We start from the raw sequence: 15,288 nt of genomic DNA, 5'->3' as shown, positions 1-15,288 counted from the left end.
ATCAGGCGCCGCGTTGCTCACGCAGTGCCCGGGCCTTCAGGTACTCGCGCACCTCCACCCCGTCTCCGGCGAATTCGATCCGCTGCGCCTTGGCCGCACGCTGGTAGGCGTACATGGGGTCGTAGTACTCCTTGAGCAGCCCTTCGATCCACCCCCGGTGCAGGCTCACGTCGCCGCTGCGCAGCTGCTCCTCCAGCGCCTGGTCGAGCAACGTCGACAGCCGCTGGAAGCGTTCGCCGCCCAGGCGCTTGTAGATGTTGATCATGCTCTGGCGCATGCGCTCGGCGAACAGCTGGCCGCCGGCCTCGGCACCGTGCACGGCGATGAACTCGGCGCACAGGTTGATCACGTAGTCGCGCAGGATGCGTTCCACGCGATGCTCGAAGCTGTCTTCCAGCCACACCAGCGGATAGCGCTGCATGCCCTGGTACAGCTCCAGCGGCACCGCGCAGCTGCCGACCACGCGGCCTTCGTCCTCAAGCACGAACTGGCCGATGCCACGCTCGCGTTTCTTGAGGATGTCGATGGCCAGCGCATTCTCGAAATCGATCTGCGCCGGCTGCGCCGTGGCGCGCTTGCCGAAGCTGGAGCCACGGTGATTGGCGTGGCCTTCCAGATCGAGCACGTTGTCCAGCTGGTGCAGCACATCGGTCTTGCCGGTGCCGGTCAGGCCGCCCACCAGCACGAAGTCGCAGTGCTGCACCGCCTGCAGCGTGGTATCCATCAGCAGGGTGCGCATGGCCTTGTAGCCGCCCACCACCTTCGGATACTGGATGCCGGCGTCCTTGAGCCAGCCCTGGACGATCTGCGAGCGCAGGCCGCCACGGAAGCAGTAGAGGTAGCCGTCGGGATGGGCCTGGGTGAACGCGGCCCAGGCTTCCAGGCGCTGTTGCTTGAGCGCGCCGTTGACCAACTGGTGGCCCAGGGCGATGGCGGCAGCCTGGCCCTGCTGCTTGTAGCAGGTGCCGACCTTCTGCCGCTCCTGGTCGTTCATCAGCGGCAGGTTGACCGCGCCGGGGAAGGCGCCCTTGGTGAATTCGATCGGCGCGCGCATGTCCATCATCGGCACGTCGTCGAGGAACAGCTGCTTCAGCTCGGTGCAGTCGGGGCGCATCAGATCACCTCGACTGCGTGGCTCTGTCGCTCGACCAGCTCGCCGATCGGCGCCAGTTCGAGCCCGAGCTCCCGCGCCACGGCGAGGAATTCCGCCTCGCCTTGCGGGGTGACCGCCACCAGCAGGCCGCCGCTGGTCTGCGGGTCGCACAGCAGGTGCTTCTGCTCGTCGCTCAGCGCGCCGATCTTGTGGCCGTAGCTGTCGAAGTTGCGCAGGGTGCCGCCGGGGATGCAGCCCTCGGCCAGGTAATGCTCGACGCTGGGCAGGCGCGGCACCGCGGCGTACTGCAGGCGGGCGGTGAGGCCGCTGCCCTCGGCGACTTCGACCAGGTGGCCGAGCAAGCCGAAACCGGTGACGTCGGTCATCGCCTGTACGCCGTCGAGCTTGCCGAAGCGGCTGCCCGGGGTGTTGAGGGTGCACATCCAGTCACGGGCCAGGCCCTGGTCCTGTTCGCGCAGCTTGGCCTTCTTCTCGGCGGTGGTGAGAATGCCGATGCCCAGCGGCTTGGTCAGGTACAGGCGGCAGCCGACGCTGGCGGTGTCGTTGCGCTTGAGGTGGCGCTTGCTCACCACGCCGGTCACGGCCAGGCCGAAGATCGGCTCGGGGGCGTCGATGGAGTGGCCGCCGGCCAGCGGGATGCCGGCTTCGGCGCACACGGCGCGGCCGCCGCGGATCACCTCGCGGGCGACCTCCGGCGGCAGCACGTTGACCGGCCAGCCGAGGATGGCGATGGCCATCAGAGGGTCGCCGCCCATGGCGTAGATGTCGCTGATGGCGTTGGTGGCGGCGATGCGGCCGAAGTCGTACGGGTCGTCGACGATGGGCATGAAGAAGTCGGTGGTCGAGACCACGCCGCGCTCGTCATCCAGGGCGTAGACGGCGGCGTCGTCGCGCGAGGCGTTGCCGACCCAGAGTTTCGGGTCGAGGGCCTGCGTGCCGCTCTCGGCGAGGATCACATCCAGGACCTTGGGAGAAATCTTGCAGCCACAGCCAGCGCCGTGGCTGTACTGTGTCAGACGAATCGGCTCGCTCATGTGCACCTCGACTTTTCGTGATGCGCGATTGTAGCAAAGCTGGCCTTTGTGCCTGCGGCTCTTATACTTCCCGCGATGCAACACCGACTCATACCCCGCGATCGAACCGGAGAATCCCCATGCTCAAACGTCCCCTGGCACTGTTTGCCGGCCTCGCGCTGTCCTGCTGCGCGGTGTTCGCCCAGGCCGCCGATGTGCTGCGCGTCAGCGCCATCCCCGACGAGGCGCCAACCGAGCTGCTGCGCAAGTTCAAGCCGCTGGGCGAGTACCTCGAGCAGCAGCTGGGCATGAAGGTGCAGTTCGTGCCGGTGGCCGACTACCCGGCGGTGGTCGAGTCGCTGGCCAGCGATCGCCTGGACCTGGCCTGGCTGGGGGGCTTCACCTTCGTCCAGGTGCACCTGAAGGACCCCAAGGCCACGCCGCTGGTGCAGCGTGAGCAGGATGCCAAGTTCACCAGCAAGTTCATCACCGCCAACCCGGACGTGAAGAGCCTCAAGGACCTCAAGGGCAAGACCTTCGCCTTCGGTTCGATTTCGTCCACCTCGGGCAGCCTGATGCCGCGTTACTTCATGCTCAAGAACGACAACATCAAGCCCGAGGAGTACTTCAGCCGCGTTGCCTATTCCGGCGCCCACGATGCCACCGCCGCCTGGGTCCAGGCCGGCAAGGCCGATGCCGGCGTGCTCAACGCCAGCGTCTGGGACAAGCTGGTCGCGGCCGGCAAGGTCGACACCAGCAAGGTGAAGGTGTTCGCCACCACGCCGGAGTACTTCGACTACAACTGGACCGTGCGCGGCAACATGGACCCGGCGCTGAAAGAAAAGATCAAGCAGGCCTTCCTCGCCCTTGACCCGGCCAAGCCCGCGGACAAGGCGATCCTCGACCTGCAGGCCGCCAGCCGCTTCATCGAGACCAAGCCCGAGAACTACGCGGGCACCGAGCAAGCCGCGCGTGAGGCCGGTCTGCTCAAGTGAGTATCCGTGTTCAGGGCGCCAGTGTGCGCCATGGTCAGGTCCAGGCCTTGAGCGCGGTGGACCTGCTGATCGGCCAGGGCGAGCGGGTGGCGATCATCGGTCCTTCCGGGGCCGGCAAATCCAGCCTGCTGCACCTGATGGGCACCGCCGTGCCGCCCAGTGGCGGGCGGCTGGAGTTGTTGGGCGAGCAGCCCTGGGCATTGTCTGCCCGGGCCCGCCAGCGCTTGCGCGCACGGCTTGGCCTGGTACACCAGGCGCCGCCCCTGCCGCTGCGCCAGCGGGTGGTCACCGCCGTGTTGGCGGGGCGCCTGGGGCAGTGGGGCACGTTGCGCGGGCTGCTCAACCTGATCCACCCCGGCGATGTACCCGGTGCCCGTGCGGCGCTGGCCGAGCTGGGCATGGCCGACAAACTGTTCGCCCAGTGCGGGCAGTTGTCCGGTGGCCAGTTGCAGCGGGTCGGCATTGCCCGTGCCTTGTACCAGCGACCTGAAGTGCTGCTGGCCGACGAACCGGTTTCGGCCATGGACCCGGTGCTGGCCGACCATAGCCTGGCGCTGCTCAATCGCCATGCCCAGGCCCATGGCGTGACCCTGGTCGCCAGCCTGCACGCGGTGGAGCTCGCCTTGGCGCATTTTCCGCGCATTGTCGGCATTCGTGCCGGGCAGGTAGCGTTCGACTGCCCGGCAGAAGCGGTCAGCGAAGCGATGCTCGATGCCTTGTACGCCAACGAGCAACTGGCCTCGCCTGTTGCCGCGACGGCGAGCCTGCAGGTGCAGATCCCGCGATGCTGAGCACTGACCAGCGCGATCCCGCTGCCATCCCTCGTTTGCTGTTGACCCTGTTGTGCCTGGCGCTGCTGTGGCCGGGCCTGCGCTTGAGCGAACTCGACCCCGGCGTGCTGTTGCAGGCCGAGAACCGTCAGCAGATGGCCAGCTTCGTCAGCGCATTCTGGCCCCCGGCCCACGACGCCGGCTTTCTGCATCTGCTGCTCAGCGCCACGGTGCAGACCCTGGCCGTGGCCACGGCGGGCATGACCCTGGCGCTGCTGCTGGCGGTGCCGGCCAGCCTGCTGGCCAGCCGGGCGCTGTCGCTGCGGGCAGCTTCCAATGGTGGACGTCTGGGACCATGGTCACGCGCTGCGCGCCTGCCGGTGCGTGGCGTGCTGATCTTCCTGCGCAGTGTGCCCGAGATCGTCTGGGCCTTGCTGTTCGTCCGTGCCGTAGGCCTGGGCCCGACCGCCGGGGTGCTGGCCATCGCCATTACCTACAGCGGCATGCTCGGCAAGGTCTACGCGGAAATCTTCGAATCGGTGGACCAGCGCCCGGCCCATGCCTTGCTCCAGGCCGGCAGCAGCCGCCTGTCGGCGTTTCTCTATGGCACCCTGCCCGAGGCCGCAAGCGAGGTGGTGTCCTACACCGTGTACCGCTGGGAATGCGCGGTGCGCGCCTCGGTGGTGATGGGCTTCGTCGGCGCTGGTGGCCTGGGCCAGCAGATCGACTTGTCGATGCGCATGTTCGCCGGGGCCGAGGTGGCGAGCATGCTGCTGACCTTCCTGTTGCTGGTGGTGTTGGCCGACCTGCTCAGCCGCTTCCTGCGTGGGAGGCTGGCATGAGGCGGGTGACCAATGGGCTGGTGATCGTCGCGATCCTGGCGGCGGTGCTGGCGTCGTTCGCCTACCTGGAGCTGGACCTGGCAGCGCTCGTTGGCAGCGGCGGACCGGCGCAGATGGGCGAATACGCGGCGCGCTTCCTGCACCCGGACCTTTCCCTGACGCACCTGCGGGCGGTGGGGCAGGGCGCCCTGGAAACGCTGGCGATGTCCGGGATGGGGACGCTCTCGGCGATGCTGCTCGGCCTGTTGCTGGCGCTGCCGGCCGCCGGCCGCTTCGGTTGGCCGTTGCAGGGCGCGGCGCGCCTGCTGCTCAATGCGTTGCGGGCGATTCCGGAGCTGGTCTGGGCGGCGTTGACCGTGCTGGCGGCGGGCCTGGGGCCGAATGCCGGCACCCTGGCGCTGGCGCTGCACACCGCCGGGGTGCTGGGGCGGCTGTTCGCCGAGGCGCTTGAAAATGCGCCGCCGGAGCCGGCGGCGGCGATCCGACTGCAGGGCGGCAGCCAGCTGGCGGCGTTCTGTTTCGGCACGCTGCCCAACTTGTGGCCGCAACTGCTGGCGTACAGCCTGTATCGCTGGGAGAACAACATCCGCATGGCCAGCGTGCTGGGGTTCGTGGGGGCAGGCGGTCTGGGGCAGATGCTCTACGCGACCCTGAGCCTGTTCCAGGAGGCCCAGGCCAGCACGGTGATCATCGCCATGCTGTTGCTGGTGCTGCTGGTGGACGCCCTGAGCGATGTGCTGCGCCAGCGTTTCGTGCGCGCCTGAACGGGCTTGAAGCGGTACCTGATCCTTGACTGTAGTCCCGCTCAGGCCCCACGCCAAGCCCTGTTCGTCAATCCGAAAAATAAACTTCACCGGAGCGTAAAAAGACTTTTTTCGGTCATGGTTTTTGCGGTATCAAGGAACCAGACAGCCGAACCCTGCAGCACAGGTGGCGTCATCCACGCCCCTTTTGCCAGGTGAGCTTCCCGCCCGTAACGACGCGGATACGGGAAGAACGGCAGTCACTCTGCGGCGCAGCCGTTCGCGCCGTGTGGCTTTCACATAAGGTGAACGAGTATGGATGACCAAGGACGCACCCCTTCCTCCAACCAGCCAATCCTGTATGTGCTCGATACCAACGTCCTGATTCACGACCCCAACGCCCTGCTCAACTTCGAGGAGCACCACGTCGCCATACCGATGACGGTGCTGGAGGAACTCGACAAGCTCAAGACCGGCAAACACACCATCGCCGCCGAATGTCGCCAGGCCATCCGCCTGATCGACCAGACCTTGGGCGACGCCTCGCCCAGCGATGTCGAGCAAGGCGTGCCGATCCAGCGCGGCAAGAGCGGGCCCAAGGGCTTCCTGTCCATCCTCATGAGCACGCGCAACGAGCCGAACCGCCTGCTCCCCGAAAACCTCGCCGACAACATCATCATCAACCAACTGCTGGACCTGCGCGCCAAGCGTAAGGACCTCGACGTGGTGCTGGTGACCAAGGACATCAACATGCGCCTGAAGGCGCGTGCCTGCGGGATCGCCGCCGAGGACTACAGCACCGACCAACTGGTCGACGACGTGTCCTTGCTGTCCAAGGGCTACCACTCGGTCACGGGGTCGTTCTGGGACCGTGTGAGCAAGGTCGACACCCGCCAGGAACGTGGCCGTACCTGGCACCGGGTGCAGCTGATCGACAACCTGCCGGCGGTACACATCAACGAGTTCATCATCGATGAGCAGGGCTTTGTCGGCTGGATCAAGGGCATCCGCGACAGCGAACTGCTGCTGCTCGACCTGCACCAGGAGCCACTGTTGCACCAGGAAGCCTGGGGCCTCAAGCCACGGGACATCCACCAGAGCCTGGCGCTGTTCGCCCTGCTCGACCCGGATATCCACCTGGTCAACCTGACCGGCGCCGCCGGTTCCGGCAAGACCATCCTGGCGCTGGCCGCGGCCATCGAGCAGACCATGGTCAGCAAGCGCTACCGGCGCATCATCGCCACCCGCAGCGTGCAGGGGCTGGACCAGGAGATCGGCTTCCTGCCGGGCACCGAGGCGGAGAAGATGGAGCCCTGGCTGGGCGCCATTACCGACAACCTCGAAGCGCTGCACATGGACGACGAGAGCACCCACGGCAGCGTCGAGTACATCCTCGAGCGGGTGCCGTTGCAGTTCAAGTCGCTGAACTACATCCGCGGTCGCAGCTTCCAGCAGAGCCTGATCCTCATCGACGAGTGCCAGAACCTCACGCCGCACCAGATCAAGACCATCATCACCCGCGCGGGGAACGGGTCCAAGGTGGTCTGCCTGGGCAACCTGGCGCAGATCGACACGCCGTACCTGTCGGCCACCAGCTCCGGGCTGACCTACCTGACCGAACGCTTCAAGGACTTCCCCCACGGCGTTCACATCACCCTGCAGGGCGTGCCGCGCTCGGTGCTGGCCGAGTACGCCGAGTCGCACCTGTAAACGTCAGCGCACAGCCTGTTCGTCGGTATTGCCGGCGAACAGGCCGGTGCGTCGATACACCCTCTGCGCAAACCTGACCTACGGGTTTACACTCTGCATTCCCTTCCCAGGAGCAGAGCAGTGCTGACTCATCTTGATTCCCAGGGGCGCGCCAACATGGTCGACGTCACTGAAAAGGCCGTGACCGCGCGCGAGGCGATTGCCGAGGCACGGGTGCGCATGTTGCCGGACACCCTGCGCATGATCGTCGATGGCCAACACCCCAAGGGCGACGTGTTCGCCGTGGCGCGCATCGCCGGCATCCAGGCGGCGAAGAAGACCAGCGACCTGATCCCGCTGTGCCATCCGCTGATGCTCACCGGCGTCAAGGTCGAGCTGGCCGCCGAAGGCGAGGACGTGGTGCATATCGTCGCCCGCTGCAAGCTGGCCGGGCAGACCGGCGTCGAGATGGAAGCCCTGACCGCCGCCAGCGTCGCCGCGCTGACGATCTACGACATGTGCAAGGCGGTGGACAAGGGCATGGTCATCGAGCAGGTGCGCCTGTTGGAGAAGACCGGCGGCAAGAGCGGCCACTACAAGGTGGAGGGGTGATGAAGGTCAAGGTCATGTATTTCGCCCGCTACCGTGAGTTGCTGGGCGTCGACGCCGAGCGCCTGGAAGGCGACTTCAAGGTGCTGGACGATGTGCGCCAGACCCTGGTGGGCAAGGGCGGGCACTACGCGGTGCTGGCCGAGCAGAACCTGATGTGCGCCCGCAACGAAGAGCTGTGCCGGCTCGATGAGCCATTGGACGAGGGTGACGAAATCGCGTTCTTCCCACCCGTGACCGGAGGTTGACCGTGGCCGTACGTGTTCAGCAGGCGGCCTTCGACCCGGGCACCGAGGTCAACGCCATGCACGCCGCCAATGTCGGCGTGGGCGCGGTGGTCGGTTTTGTCGGCTACGTGCGCGACTTCAACGATGGCCTGGACGTGGCCGGGATGTTCCTCGAGCACTACCCGGGGATGACCGAGAAGGCCCTGGCCAAGATCGTGGTCGAGGCCGAGCAGCGCTGGCCGTTGCTCAAGGTCGAGGTGCTGCACCGCATCGGCGCCCTGGAGCCGGGCGAGCCGATCGTCTTCGTCGGTGTGGCCAGCGCGCACCGGCAGGCAGCGTTCGATGCCTGCAACTTCATCATGGATTACCTGAAGACCCGGGCGCCGTTCTGGAAGAAGGAGAACACCCAGGAAGGGCCGCGCTGGGTGGAAGGGAAGCAGAGCGACCAGGATGCGGCGGGGCGCTGGTAAATCCAGGCTCAGATCGCTTTTGTGGGAGCGACACAAGGCCGCTCCTACAGGGAGGTGCGCGGCCTTGAAGATCAGTGATGCTTGCGTGGCACCGGCTTCAACAGCTCGTCCGGCGGCATCTCGCACTTGATCTTGCGCCCCAGCAGCTCCTCGATCGCCGGCAGCTGGTACGAATCGTCCTCACCGGCAAAGCTGATCGATACCCCGCTGCTGCCCGCACGACCGGTACGACCGATACGGTGCACGTAGTCATCCGGATCTTCCGGCAGGGTGAAGTTGATCACGTGGCTGATGCCGTCGATATGGATGCCGCGGCCGGCCACGTCGGTGGCCACCAGCACGCTGATGCGCCCTTCACGGAAGTTCTCCAGGGTGCGGATGCGCTTGTGCTGCGGCACGTCGCCCGACAGCTGGGCGGCGTTGATGCCGTCGCGCACCAGTTTTTCCTCGATGCGCCGCACCTCGTCCTTGCGGTTGGCGAACACCATCACCCGTTCCCACTTGTTCTGCGTGACCAGGTTGTACAGCAGCTTGTACTTGTCGCTGCCAGCCACGGCATAGACGTGCTGCTCGACGGTCTCGCTGGCCACGTTCTCCGGCTCGATCTCGACGATGGCCGGGTTGGTGGTCCACTGCTTGGCCAGGTTCATCACGTCGTCGGTGAAGGTGGCGGAGAACAGCAGGGTCTGGCGTTCGCTCTTGGGCGGGGTCTGGCGGATGATCTGGCGGACCTGGGGGATGAAGCCCATGTCGAGCATGCGGTCGGCCTCGTCCAGTACCAGCACCTCGACCATGTCCAGGTGCACCTCGCCGCGCTGGTTGAAGTCCAGCAGGCGGCCGGGGGTGGCCACCAGGATGTCGCAGTGGCGGGCTTCCAGCGATTTCAGCTGCTTGTCGAAGTCCATGCCGCCGACGAAGCTCATCACGTTCAGGCCGCTGTACTTGGTCAGGGCCTGGGCATCCTTGGCGATCTGCACCACCAGCTCGCGGGTCGGGGCGATGATCAGCGCCCGCGGCTCGCCCATGTAGCGCTCCTTGGGCGGCGGCACCTGCTGCAGCTGCGAGATGATCGAGATCAGGAACGCGGCAGTCTTGCCGGTGCCGGTCTGGGCCCGGCCGATGGCGTCCTGGCCACGCAGGGTGTGGCCCAGGACCTGGGCCTGGATCGGCGTGCAGTAGGGGAAGCCAAGGTCGTGGATGGCGTGCATCAGCTCGTTGGAGAGCTTGAAGTCGTGGAAGCGGGTCTTGCCTTCCTGCGGCTCGACCACGAAGTCCTCGGGTTTCCACAGGCTGGCCTGGGGCTTGGGCTTGCGTTCGCGGCGCGGCTTGTCCCGGGCGGGCTGTTCGGCGCGCGGCTGGTGGGCGGGTTGGGGTTCGGCCTGTGGTTTTGCCGCGGCCCTGGGCTTGGCGTGCTGGCGCGCTGGCGCCTTTTCGACAGGCGGTTGTGCGGTCGGCGCGGCCGGGGTCACGGCGACGGGCTCGGCGGCCTGCGGCGCGGCGTCTCCCTTGGCGAATATTTTCTTGAGTGCCTTGAGCACGGTCGTCTCGTCAACTGGTTAAGGAATGTACGCCGGGCAGTGTAATGCAAGAATCGGGCGCGGCGTAGTGCAATGCATGGCGGGCTACAGGGCTACTGCAGCTGACGGCTCAGCCATTCGTGAATGTCGTTGAGCTCCTCGACCACCACTTCGTGCTCCATCGGGTACTCGTACCAGCGAGCGGCGACGCCCCAGGTATCGAGGTACTCGAAGGCGGTACGGCCCATCGAGGGGATCACCACCGGGTCGTGCACCCCGTGCAGGCACAGCGCCGGGGTGCGCTGCTGGCAAGCGCTCAACTGCTGGGCGTCGGTGAAGGTCGGTGCGTAGGTGGACAGGGCGATCACTCCGCCCAGGGCTTCCTGCCACTTTATATAGGCGGTGTGCAGTACCACCGCGCCGCCCTGTGAGAAACCGGCGAGGAAGATGCGCGACAGGTTGATGCCCTTGGCCTGTTCCGCCTTGATCAGGGCAATGACCTGATCGGCCGATTCTGCCAACTGCGTTTCGTCGATGGCCCGCGCCGGGGTCATGGCCTTGATGTCGTACCAGCTGGGCATCTCGTAGCCACCGTTGATGGTCACCGGGCGGGTGGGGGCCTGGGGCATGATGAAGCGGGTGCTCAGCAGGCGTTCCTGGAGAAATTCCGCCACAGGTAGGAAGTCGTAACGGTCGGCCCCCAGGCCGTGCAACCAGATCACACAGGCGTCGGCGGTTTTCTGAGGTTCGAGGATCAGCGGGTTGGTCATGACTGCTCCAAAAGAGTGCTTGCGAACTTATGTAGTGCGTAAAAAGAAGGCATTGGAGGTTAATGCCAGAAAAAGATGTCGCAACTCTACAACTTTTACTACTTGACTACCGCTTAATCGCTTAAGCCTTCGACTGTGGTACGCCCTTTGCTATGTCCTTGCCATGCGAAGAGGTGGACCGATCGCGGTAACACCCCTCGTGTGGATCGAAGGCTGTCACAGAACAGCCCATTGCGCCAATTGACCCAAAAACAAGCCAACAAGGGTCGGATGCGCCTCATAAGGGTGCGGTGCAATTCCGGCTCATACAACAAGAGCGATTTGGAGGTTGTTGATGAAGATGTTGAAAACCACCCTGGCAGTCCTGACCGCCGCCGCCGCGCTGGGCGCCACCAGCTTCGCCCAGGCCGGCGCCACCCTCGACGCGGTGAAGAAGAAGGGCTTCGTCCAGTGTGGCGTGAGCGATGGTCTTCCAGGCTTCTCCGTACCGGACGCGCAAGGCAAGATCGTCGGCATCGACGCCGATGTGTGCCGCGCCGTGGCCGCCGCGGTCTTTGGTGACGCGACCAAGGTCAAGTTCAGCCAGCTCAACGCCAAGGAGCGCTTCACCGCGCTGCAGTCCGGTGAAGTCGACGTGCTGTCGCGCAACACCACCTGGACCAGCTCGCGCGATGCCGGCATGGGCCTGGTGTTCGCCGGCGTCACCTACTACGACGGCGTCGGCTTCCTTGCCAACAAGAAGCTCGGTGTCTCCAGCGCCAAGGAGCTCGACGGCGCGACCATCTGCATCCAGGCCGGTACCACCACCGAGCTGAACGTTTCCGACTACTTCCGCGCCAATGGCCTGAAGTACACCCCGATCACCTTCGACACCTCCGACGAAAGCGCCAAGTCGCTGGAGTCCGGCCGTTGCGACGTGCTGACCTCGGACAAGTCGCAGCTGTTCGCCCAGCGCTCCAAGCTGGCCGCGCCGACCGAGTACGTGGTGCTGCCGGAAACCATCTCCAAGGAGCCGCTCGGCCCGGTGGTACGCAAGGGCGACGAGGAATGGTTCAGCATCGTCAAGTGGACCCTGTTCGCCATGCTCAATGCCGAAGAGGCCGGCGTCACCTCGAAGAACGTCGAGGCCGAGGCCAAGTCCACCAAGAACCCTGACGTCGCCCGCCTGCTGGGCGCCGATGGCGAGTATGGCAAGGACCTCAAGCTGCCCAAGGACTGGGTAGTGCAGATCGTCAAGCAAGTCGGCAACTATGGCGAAGTGTTCGAGAAGAACCTGGGCCAGAGCACCGACCTGAAGATCGACCGTGGCATGAACGCCCTGTGGAACAACGGCGGCATCCAGTACGCGCCACCGGTGCGCTGATGGTTGCACCCCGCGGCGGCATCCTGCCGCCGCGGGTCGTTCGAATCCCTTCTTTTCGGGGCACTTCATGCAAAATCAAATCGGCGCACGGAAAGGGTTTTCCCTTAGTGATCCACGTGTGCGCGCGTGGCTGTTCCAGATCCTCACGGTGGTCTTCGTGGTGGGCCTGGGCTGGTACCTGTTCCACAATACGCAGACCAACCTGCAGCACCGGGGCATCACCTCGGGCTTCGATTTCCTCGAGCGCAGCGCCGGCTTCGGCATCGCCCAGCACCTGATCCCCTACGTGGAATCGGACAGCTACGCCCGTGTGTTCGTCATCGGCCTGCTCAACACCCTGCTGGTGACCTTCATCGGCATCATCCTGGCGACACTGCTGGGCTTCATCATCGGCGTGGCGCGGCTGTCGCCGAACTGGATGATCAACAAGCTGGCGACGGTGTACGTGGAGACCTTCCGCAATATTCCACCGCTGCTGCAGATCCTGTTCTGGTACTTCGCCGTGTTCCTGACCCTGCCGGGGCCACGGGGCAGCATCAACATCGACGACACCTTCTTCATCAGCAACCGCGGCCTGAACATGCCCGGCGCCTCGATGGCCGAGGGTTTCTGGCCGTTCGTCATCGCGCTGGCGCTGGCGATCGTCGCCATCGTGGTGATGGTGCGCTTTGCCAACAAGCGTTTCGATGAAACTGGCGAGCCGTTCCACAAGTTCTGGGTCGGCCTGCTGCTGTTCATCGGCATCCCCGGCGTGTGCGCGCTGCTGTTCGGCAGCCCGGTGCACTGGGAAATGCCGCAACTCAAGGGCTTCAACTTCGTCGGTGGCTGGGTGCTGATCCCCGAACTGCTGGCGCTGACCTTGGCGCTGACTATCTACACCGCGGCGTTCATCGCCGAGATCGTGCGTTCCGGCATCCGTTCGGTCAGCCATGGCCAGACCGAGGCGGCCCGCTCGCTGGGCCTGCGCGAAGGCCCGACGCTGCGCAAGGTGATCATTCCCCAGGCGTTGCGGGTGATCATTCCGCCGCTGACCAGCCAGTACCTGAACCTGGCGAAGAACTCGTCGCTGGCCGCCGGTATCGGCTACCCGGAGATGGTCTCGCTGTTCGCCGGTACCGTGCTCAACCAGACCGGCCAGGCCATCGAGGTGATCGCCATCACCATGAGCGTCTATCTCGCCATCAGCATCAGCATTTCGCTGTTGATGAACTGGTACAACAAGCGCATTGCGCTGATCGAACGGTGAGGGTGCATCCGTGACAGCCCATGTTTTCAAACCCGACATGCCGCCACCGGTGAAGACCGTTGGCGTGCTCGCCTGGATGCGGTCCAACCTGTTCTCCAGCTGGCTCAACACCCTGCTGACATTGTTCGCCCTGTACCTGGTCTGGCTGATCGTGCCACCGCTGGTGCAGTGGGCGTTCATCGACGCCAACTGGGTCGGCACCACCCGCGCCGACTGCACCAAGGAGGGCGCCTGCTGGGTGTTCATCCAGCAGCGCTTCGGCCAGTTCATGTACGGCTACTACCCGGCGGAACTGCGCTGGCGCGTCGACCTGACCGTGTGGCTCGCCGTGCTCGGTGCCGCGCCCTTGTTCATCAAGCGCTTCCCGCGCAAGGCGGTCTACGGCCTGGGCTTCCTCGTGCTGTACCCGATCCTCGCCTACATCCTGTTGCACGGCGGCGCGCTGGGCCTGGACACGGTGCCCACCAGCCAATGGGGCGGGCTGATGCTGACCCTGGTGATCGCCACGGTCGGTATCGTCGGCGCCTTGCCGCTGGGCATCCTGCTGGCGCTGGGGCGTCGCTCGAACATGCCGGCGGTGAAGGTGGTCTGCGTGACCTTCATCGAGTTCTGGCGCGGCGTGCCGCTGATCACCGTGCTGTTCATGTCGTCGGTGATGCTGCCGCTGTTCCTGCCCGAGGGCATGAGCTTCGACAAGCTGCTGCGGGCGATGATCGGCGTGATCCTGTTCCAGTCGGCGTACATCGCCGAGGTGGTGCGTGGCGGCCTGCAGGCCATCCCCAAGGGCCAGTACGAAGCCGCCGCGGCCATGGGCCTGGGCTACTGGCGGGCGATGGGCCTGGTGATCCTGCCCCAGGCGCTCAAGCTGGTGATCCCCGGCATCGTCAACACCTTCATCGCCCTGTTCAAGGACACCAGCCTTGTGATCATCATCGGCCTGTTCGACCTGCTCAACAGCGTCAAGCAGGCGGCGGCTGACCCGGCCTGGCTGGGCATGGCCACCGAGGGCTACGTGTTCGCCGCCCTGGTGTTCTGGATTTTCTGTTTCGGTATGTCCCGCTACTCCATGCACCTGGAGCGCAAGCTGGACACTGGCCACAAGCGTTAGGAGTTTCGAAATGAGTGAAGCGATCAAGCAGCCTGCCGGCCCCGAAGGCATCATCCAGATGCAAGGCGTTAACAAGTGGTACGGCCAGTTCCATGTGCTCAAGGACATCAACCTGAACGTGCGCCAGGGCGAGCGCATCGTGCTGTGCGGGCCGTCCGGCTCGGGCAAGTCGACCACCATCCGCTGCCTCAACCGCCTGGAGGAGCACCAGCAGGGGCGTATCGTCGTTGATGGCGTGGAGCTGACCAACGACCTCAAGCAGATCGAGGCGATCCGCCGCGAGGTGGGCATGGTGTTCCAGCACTTCAACCTGTTCCCGCACCTGACCATCCTGGAGAACTGCACCCTGGCGCCAATGTGGGTGCGCAAGATGCCGCGGCGCAAGGCCGAGGAAATCGCCATGCACTTCCTCGAGCGCGTGCGCATTCCGGAGCAGGCGCACAAGTACCCGGGGCAGTTGTCCGGTGGTCAGCAGCAGCGGGTGGCGATTGCCCGGGCGCTGTGCATGAAGCCGAAGATCATGCTGTTCGACGAGCCGACCTCGGCGCTGGACCCGGAGATGGTCAAGGAGGTGCTCGACACCATGGTCAGCCTGGCCGAAGACGGCATGACCATGCTCTGCGTGACCCACGAAATGGGCTTTGCCCGCACCGTGGCGAACCGGGTGATCTTCATGGACAAGGGGGAGATCGTCGAGCAGGCCGCGCCGGATGACTTCTTCGACCGGCCGCGCAGTGATCGGACCAAGCTGTTCCTGAGCCAGATCCTGCATTGATGCAATCGGGGCCGCCCCACCGGGGCGGCTGACGCGG

General features: G+C 65.3%; 16 protein-coding genes. 12 read left to right on the top strand and 4 right to left on the bottom strand.

What is annotated here, in order from left to right; translation table 11 throughout:
- Nucleotide 1: 1 nt before the first annotated feature.
- Together mnmH and selD are read right to left on the bottom strand one after the other, a co-directional pair.
- Complete coding sequence (mnmH, locus tag ACVWZ5_RS13295; protein WP_084941678.1) at nucleotides 2–1,114, bottom strand: tRNA 2-selenouridine(34) synthase MnmH; 1,113 nt, start codon at nucleotides 1,112–1,114, stop codon at nucleotides 2–4.
- Nucleotides 1,114–2,148: a selenide, water dikinase SelD gene (gene selD / locus ACVWZ5_RS13290; protein WP_028689787.1), complete on the bottom strand. Its 1,035-nt coding sequence runs from the start codon at nucleotides 2,146–2,148 to the stop codon at nucleotides 1,114–1,116. The genes mnmH and selD overlap by 1 nt, the downstream gene beginning before the upstream one ends.
- A 119-nt stretch (nucleotides 2,149–2,267) precedes the next feature.
- Between selD and ACVWZ5_RS13285 the strand changes: the two genes are divergently transcribed.
- The 8 genes from ACVWZ5_RS13285 to moaE all read left to right on the top strand — a co-directional run bounded on the left by ACVWZ5_RS13285 (nucleotide 2,268) and on the right by moaE (nucleotide 8,472).
- Nucleotides 2,268–3,122: a putative selenate ABC transporter substrate-binding protein gene (locus tag ACVWZ5_RS13285; protein WP_062364031.1), complete on the top strand. Its 855-nt coding sequence runs from the start codon at nucleotides 2,268–2,270 to the stop codon at nucleotides 3,120–3,122.
- The gene (locus tag ACVWZ5_RS13280) at nucleotides 3,119–3,913 is read left to right on the top strand and encodes an ATP-binding cassette domain-containing protein (RefSeq protein ID WP_435767510.1); all 795 of its coding nucleotides are present in this window, start codon (nucleotides 3,119–3,121) and stop codon (nucleotides 3,911–3,913) included. Before ACVWZ5_RS13285 ends, ACVWZ5_RS13280 begins: the two co-directional genes overlap by 4 nt.
- Nucleotides 3,907–4,734 (top strand): PhnE/PtxC family ABC transporter permease, encoded by an 828-nt coding sequence (locus tag ACVWZ5_RS13275; RefSeq protein WP_062575093.1) that lies wholly within the window; start codon nucleotides 3,907–3,909, stop codon nucleotides 4,732–4,734. The genes ACVWZ5_RS13280 and ACVWZ5_RS13275 overlap by 7 nt, the downstream gene beginning before the upstream one ends.
- Nucleotides 4,731–5,498, top strand: a complete 768-nt coding sequence (gene phnE / locus ACVWZ5_RS13270; RefSeq protein ID WP_457340670.1) for a phosphonate ABC transporter, permease protein PhnE — start codon at nucleotides 4,731–4,733, stop codon at nucleotides 5,496–5,498. Before ACVWZ5_RS13275 ends, phnE begins: the two co-directional genes overlap by 4 nt.
- A 294-nt stretch (nucleotides 5,499–5,792) precedes the next feature.
- Nucleotides 5,793–7,187 (top strand): PhoH family protein, encoded by a 1,395-nt coding sequence (locus ACVWZ5_RS13265; RefSeq protein ID WP_084941689.1) that lies wholly within the window; start codon nucleotides 5,793–5,795, stop codon nucleotides 7,185–7,187.
- 120 nt (nucleotides 7,188–7,307) lie between these two features.
- Nucleotides 7,308–7,778 carry a cyclic pyranopterin monophosphate synthase MoaC gene (moaC, locus tag ACVWZ5_RS13260; RefSeq protein WP_046857035.1) on the top strand — a complete coding sequence of 157 codons (471 nt, stop codon included), beginning with the start codon at nucleotides 7,308–7,310 and terminating at the stop codon, nucleotides 7,776–7,778.
- A complete protein-coding gene (gene moaD, locus ACVWZ5_RS13255; RefSeq protein ID WP_028689780.1) occupies nucleotides 7,778–8,023 on the top strand; it encodes a molybdopterin converting factor subunit 1 in 246 nt (81 codons plus the stop codon). The genes moaC and moaD overlap by 1 nt, the downstream gene beginning before the upstream one ends.
- Nucleotides 8,024–8,025: 2 nt before the next feature.
- Complete coding sequence (gene moaE / locus ACVWZ5_RS13250) at nucleotides 8,026–8,472, top strand: molybdopterin synthase catalytic subunit MoaE (protein WP_062575091.1); 447 nt, start codon at nucleotides 8,026–8,028, stop codon at nucleotides 8,470–8,472.
- A 71-nt stretch (nucleotides 8,473–8,543) separates the two neighbouring features.
- On the opposite strand, the gene rhlB is transcribed toward moaE, so the two are convergent.
- Together rhlB and ACVWZ5_RS13240 are read right to left on the bottom strand one after the other, a co-directional pair.
- Entirely contained in the window at nucleotides 8,544–10,010 is a 1,467-nt protein-coding gene (rhlB, locus tag ACVWZ5_RS13245; RefSeq protein ID WP_084941690.1) for an ATP-dependent RNA helicase RhlB, read from the bottom strand.
- Nucleotides 10,011–10,102: 92 nt separating this feature from the next.
- Complete coding sequence (locus ACVWZ5_RS13240) at nucleotides 10,103–10,759, bottom strand: alpha/beta hydrolase (protein ID WP_084941691.1); 657 nt, start codon at nucleotides 10,757–10,759, stop codon at nucleotides 10,103–10,105.
- A 334-nt stretch (nucleotides 10,760–11,093) separates the two neighbouring features.
- On the opposite strand from ACVWZ5_RS13240, the gene ACVWZ5_RS13235 reads away from it, so the two are divergent.
- From ACVWZ5_RS13235 to ACVWZ5_RS13220, 4 genes are all read left to right on the top strand, one after another.
- Entirely contained in the window at nucleotides 11,094–12,122 is a 1,029-nt protein-coding gene (locus tag ACVWZ5_RS13235; RefSeq protein ID WP_023629381.1) for an amino acid ABC transporter substrate-binding protein, read from the top strand.
- Between the two features lie 67 nt (nucleotides 12,123–12,189).
- Nucleotides 12,190–13,368 (top strand): amino acid ABC transporter permease, encoded by a 1,179-nt coding sequence (locus tag ACVWZ5_RS13230; RefSeq protein ID WP_062364047.1) that lies wholly within the window; start codon nucleotides 12,190–12,192, stop codon nucleotides 13,366–13,368.
- A 10-nt stretch (nucleotides 13,369–13,378) separates the two neighbouring features.
- Nucleotides 13,379–14,476, top strand: a complete 1,098-nt coding sequence (locus tag ACVWZ5_RS13225; RefSeq protein ID WP_062575088.1) for an amino acid ABC transporter permease — start codon at nucleotides 13,379–13,381, stop codon at nucleotides 14,474–14,476.
- 10 nt (nucleotides 14,477–14,486) lie between these two features.
- Nucleotides 14,487–15,251: an amino acid ABC transporter ATP-binding protein gene (locus ACVWZ5_RS13220; RefSeq protein ID WP_028689773.1), complete on the top strand. Its 765-nt coding sequence runs from the start codon at nucleotides 14,487–14,489 to the stop codon at nucleotides 15,249–15,251.
- Nucleotides 15,252–15,288: the final 37 nt, after the last annotated feature.

The organism is Pseudomonas sp. TE6283 (genome assembly GCF_054060555.1).
This window is presented reverse-complemented; position numbering and strand designations above follow the sequence as displayed.

What these genes read in the sequence shown, in the direction of transcription:
- mnmH (WP_084941678.1), bottom strand. Translation starts at nt 1,114, where the DNA reads ATGCGCCCCGACTGCACCGAGCTGAAGCAGCTGTTCCTCGACGACGTG.
- selD (WP_028689787.1), bottom strand. Translation starts at nt 2,148, where the DNA reads ATGAGCGAGCCGATTCGTCTGACACAGTACAGCCACGGCGCTGGCTGT.
- ACVWZ5_RS13285 (WP_062364031.1), top strand. Translation starts at nt 2,268, where the DNA reads ATGCTCAAACGTCCCCTGGCACTGTTTGCCGGCCTCGCGCTGTCCTGC.
- ACVWZ5_RS13275 (WP_062575093.1), top strand. Translation starts at nt 3,907, where the DNA reads ATGCTGAGCACTGACCAGCGCGATCCCGCTGCCATCCCTCGTTTGCTG.
- phnE (WP_457340670.1), top strand. Translation starts at nt 4,731, where the DNA reads ATGAGGCGGGTGACCAATGGGCTGGTGATCGTCGCGATCCTGGCGGCG.
- ACVWZ5_RS13265 (WP_084941689.1), top strand. Translation starts at nt 5,793, where the DNA reads ATGGATGACCAAGGACGCACCCCTTCCTCCAACCAGCCAATCCTGTAT.
- moaD (WP_028689780.1), top strand. Translation starts at nt 7,778, where the DNA reads ATGAAGGTCAAGGTCATGTATTTCGCCCGCTACCGTGAGTTGCTGGGC.
- ACVWZ5_RS13240 (WP_084941691.1), bottom strand. Translation starts at nt 10,759, where the DNA reads ATGACCAACCCGCTGATCCTCGAACCTCAGAAAACCGCCGACGCCTGT.
- ACVWZ5_RS13235 (WP_023629381.1), top strand. Translation starts at nt 11,094, where the DNA reads ATGAAGATGTTGAAAACCACCCTGGCAGTCCTGACCGCCGCCGCCGCG.
- ACVWZ5_RS13230 (WP_062364047.1), top strand. Translation starts at nt 12,190, where the DNA reads ATGCAAAATCAAATCGGCGCACGGAAAGGGTTTTCCCTTAGTGATCCA.
- ACVWZ5_RS13220 (WP_028689773.1), top strand. Translation starts at nt 14,487, where the DNA reads ATGAGTGAAGCGATCAAGCAGCCTGCCGGCCCCGAAGGCATCATCCAG.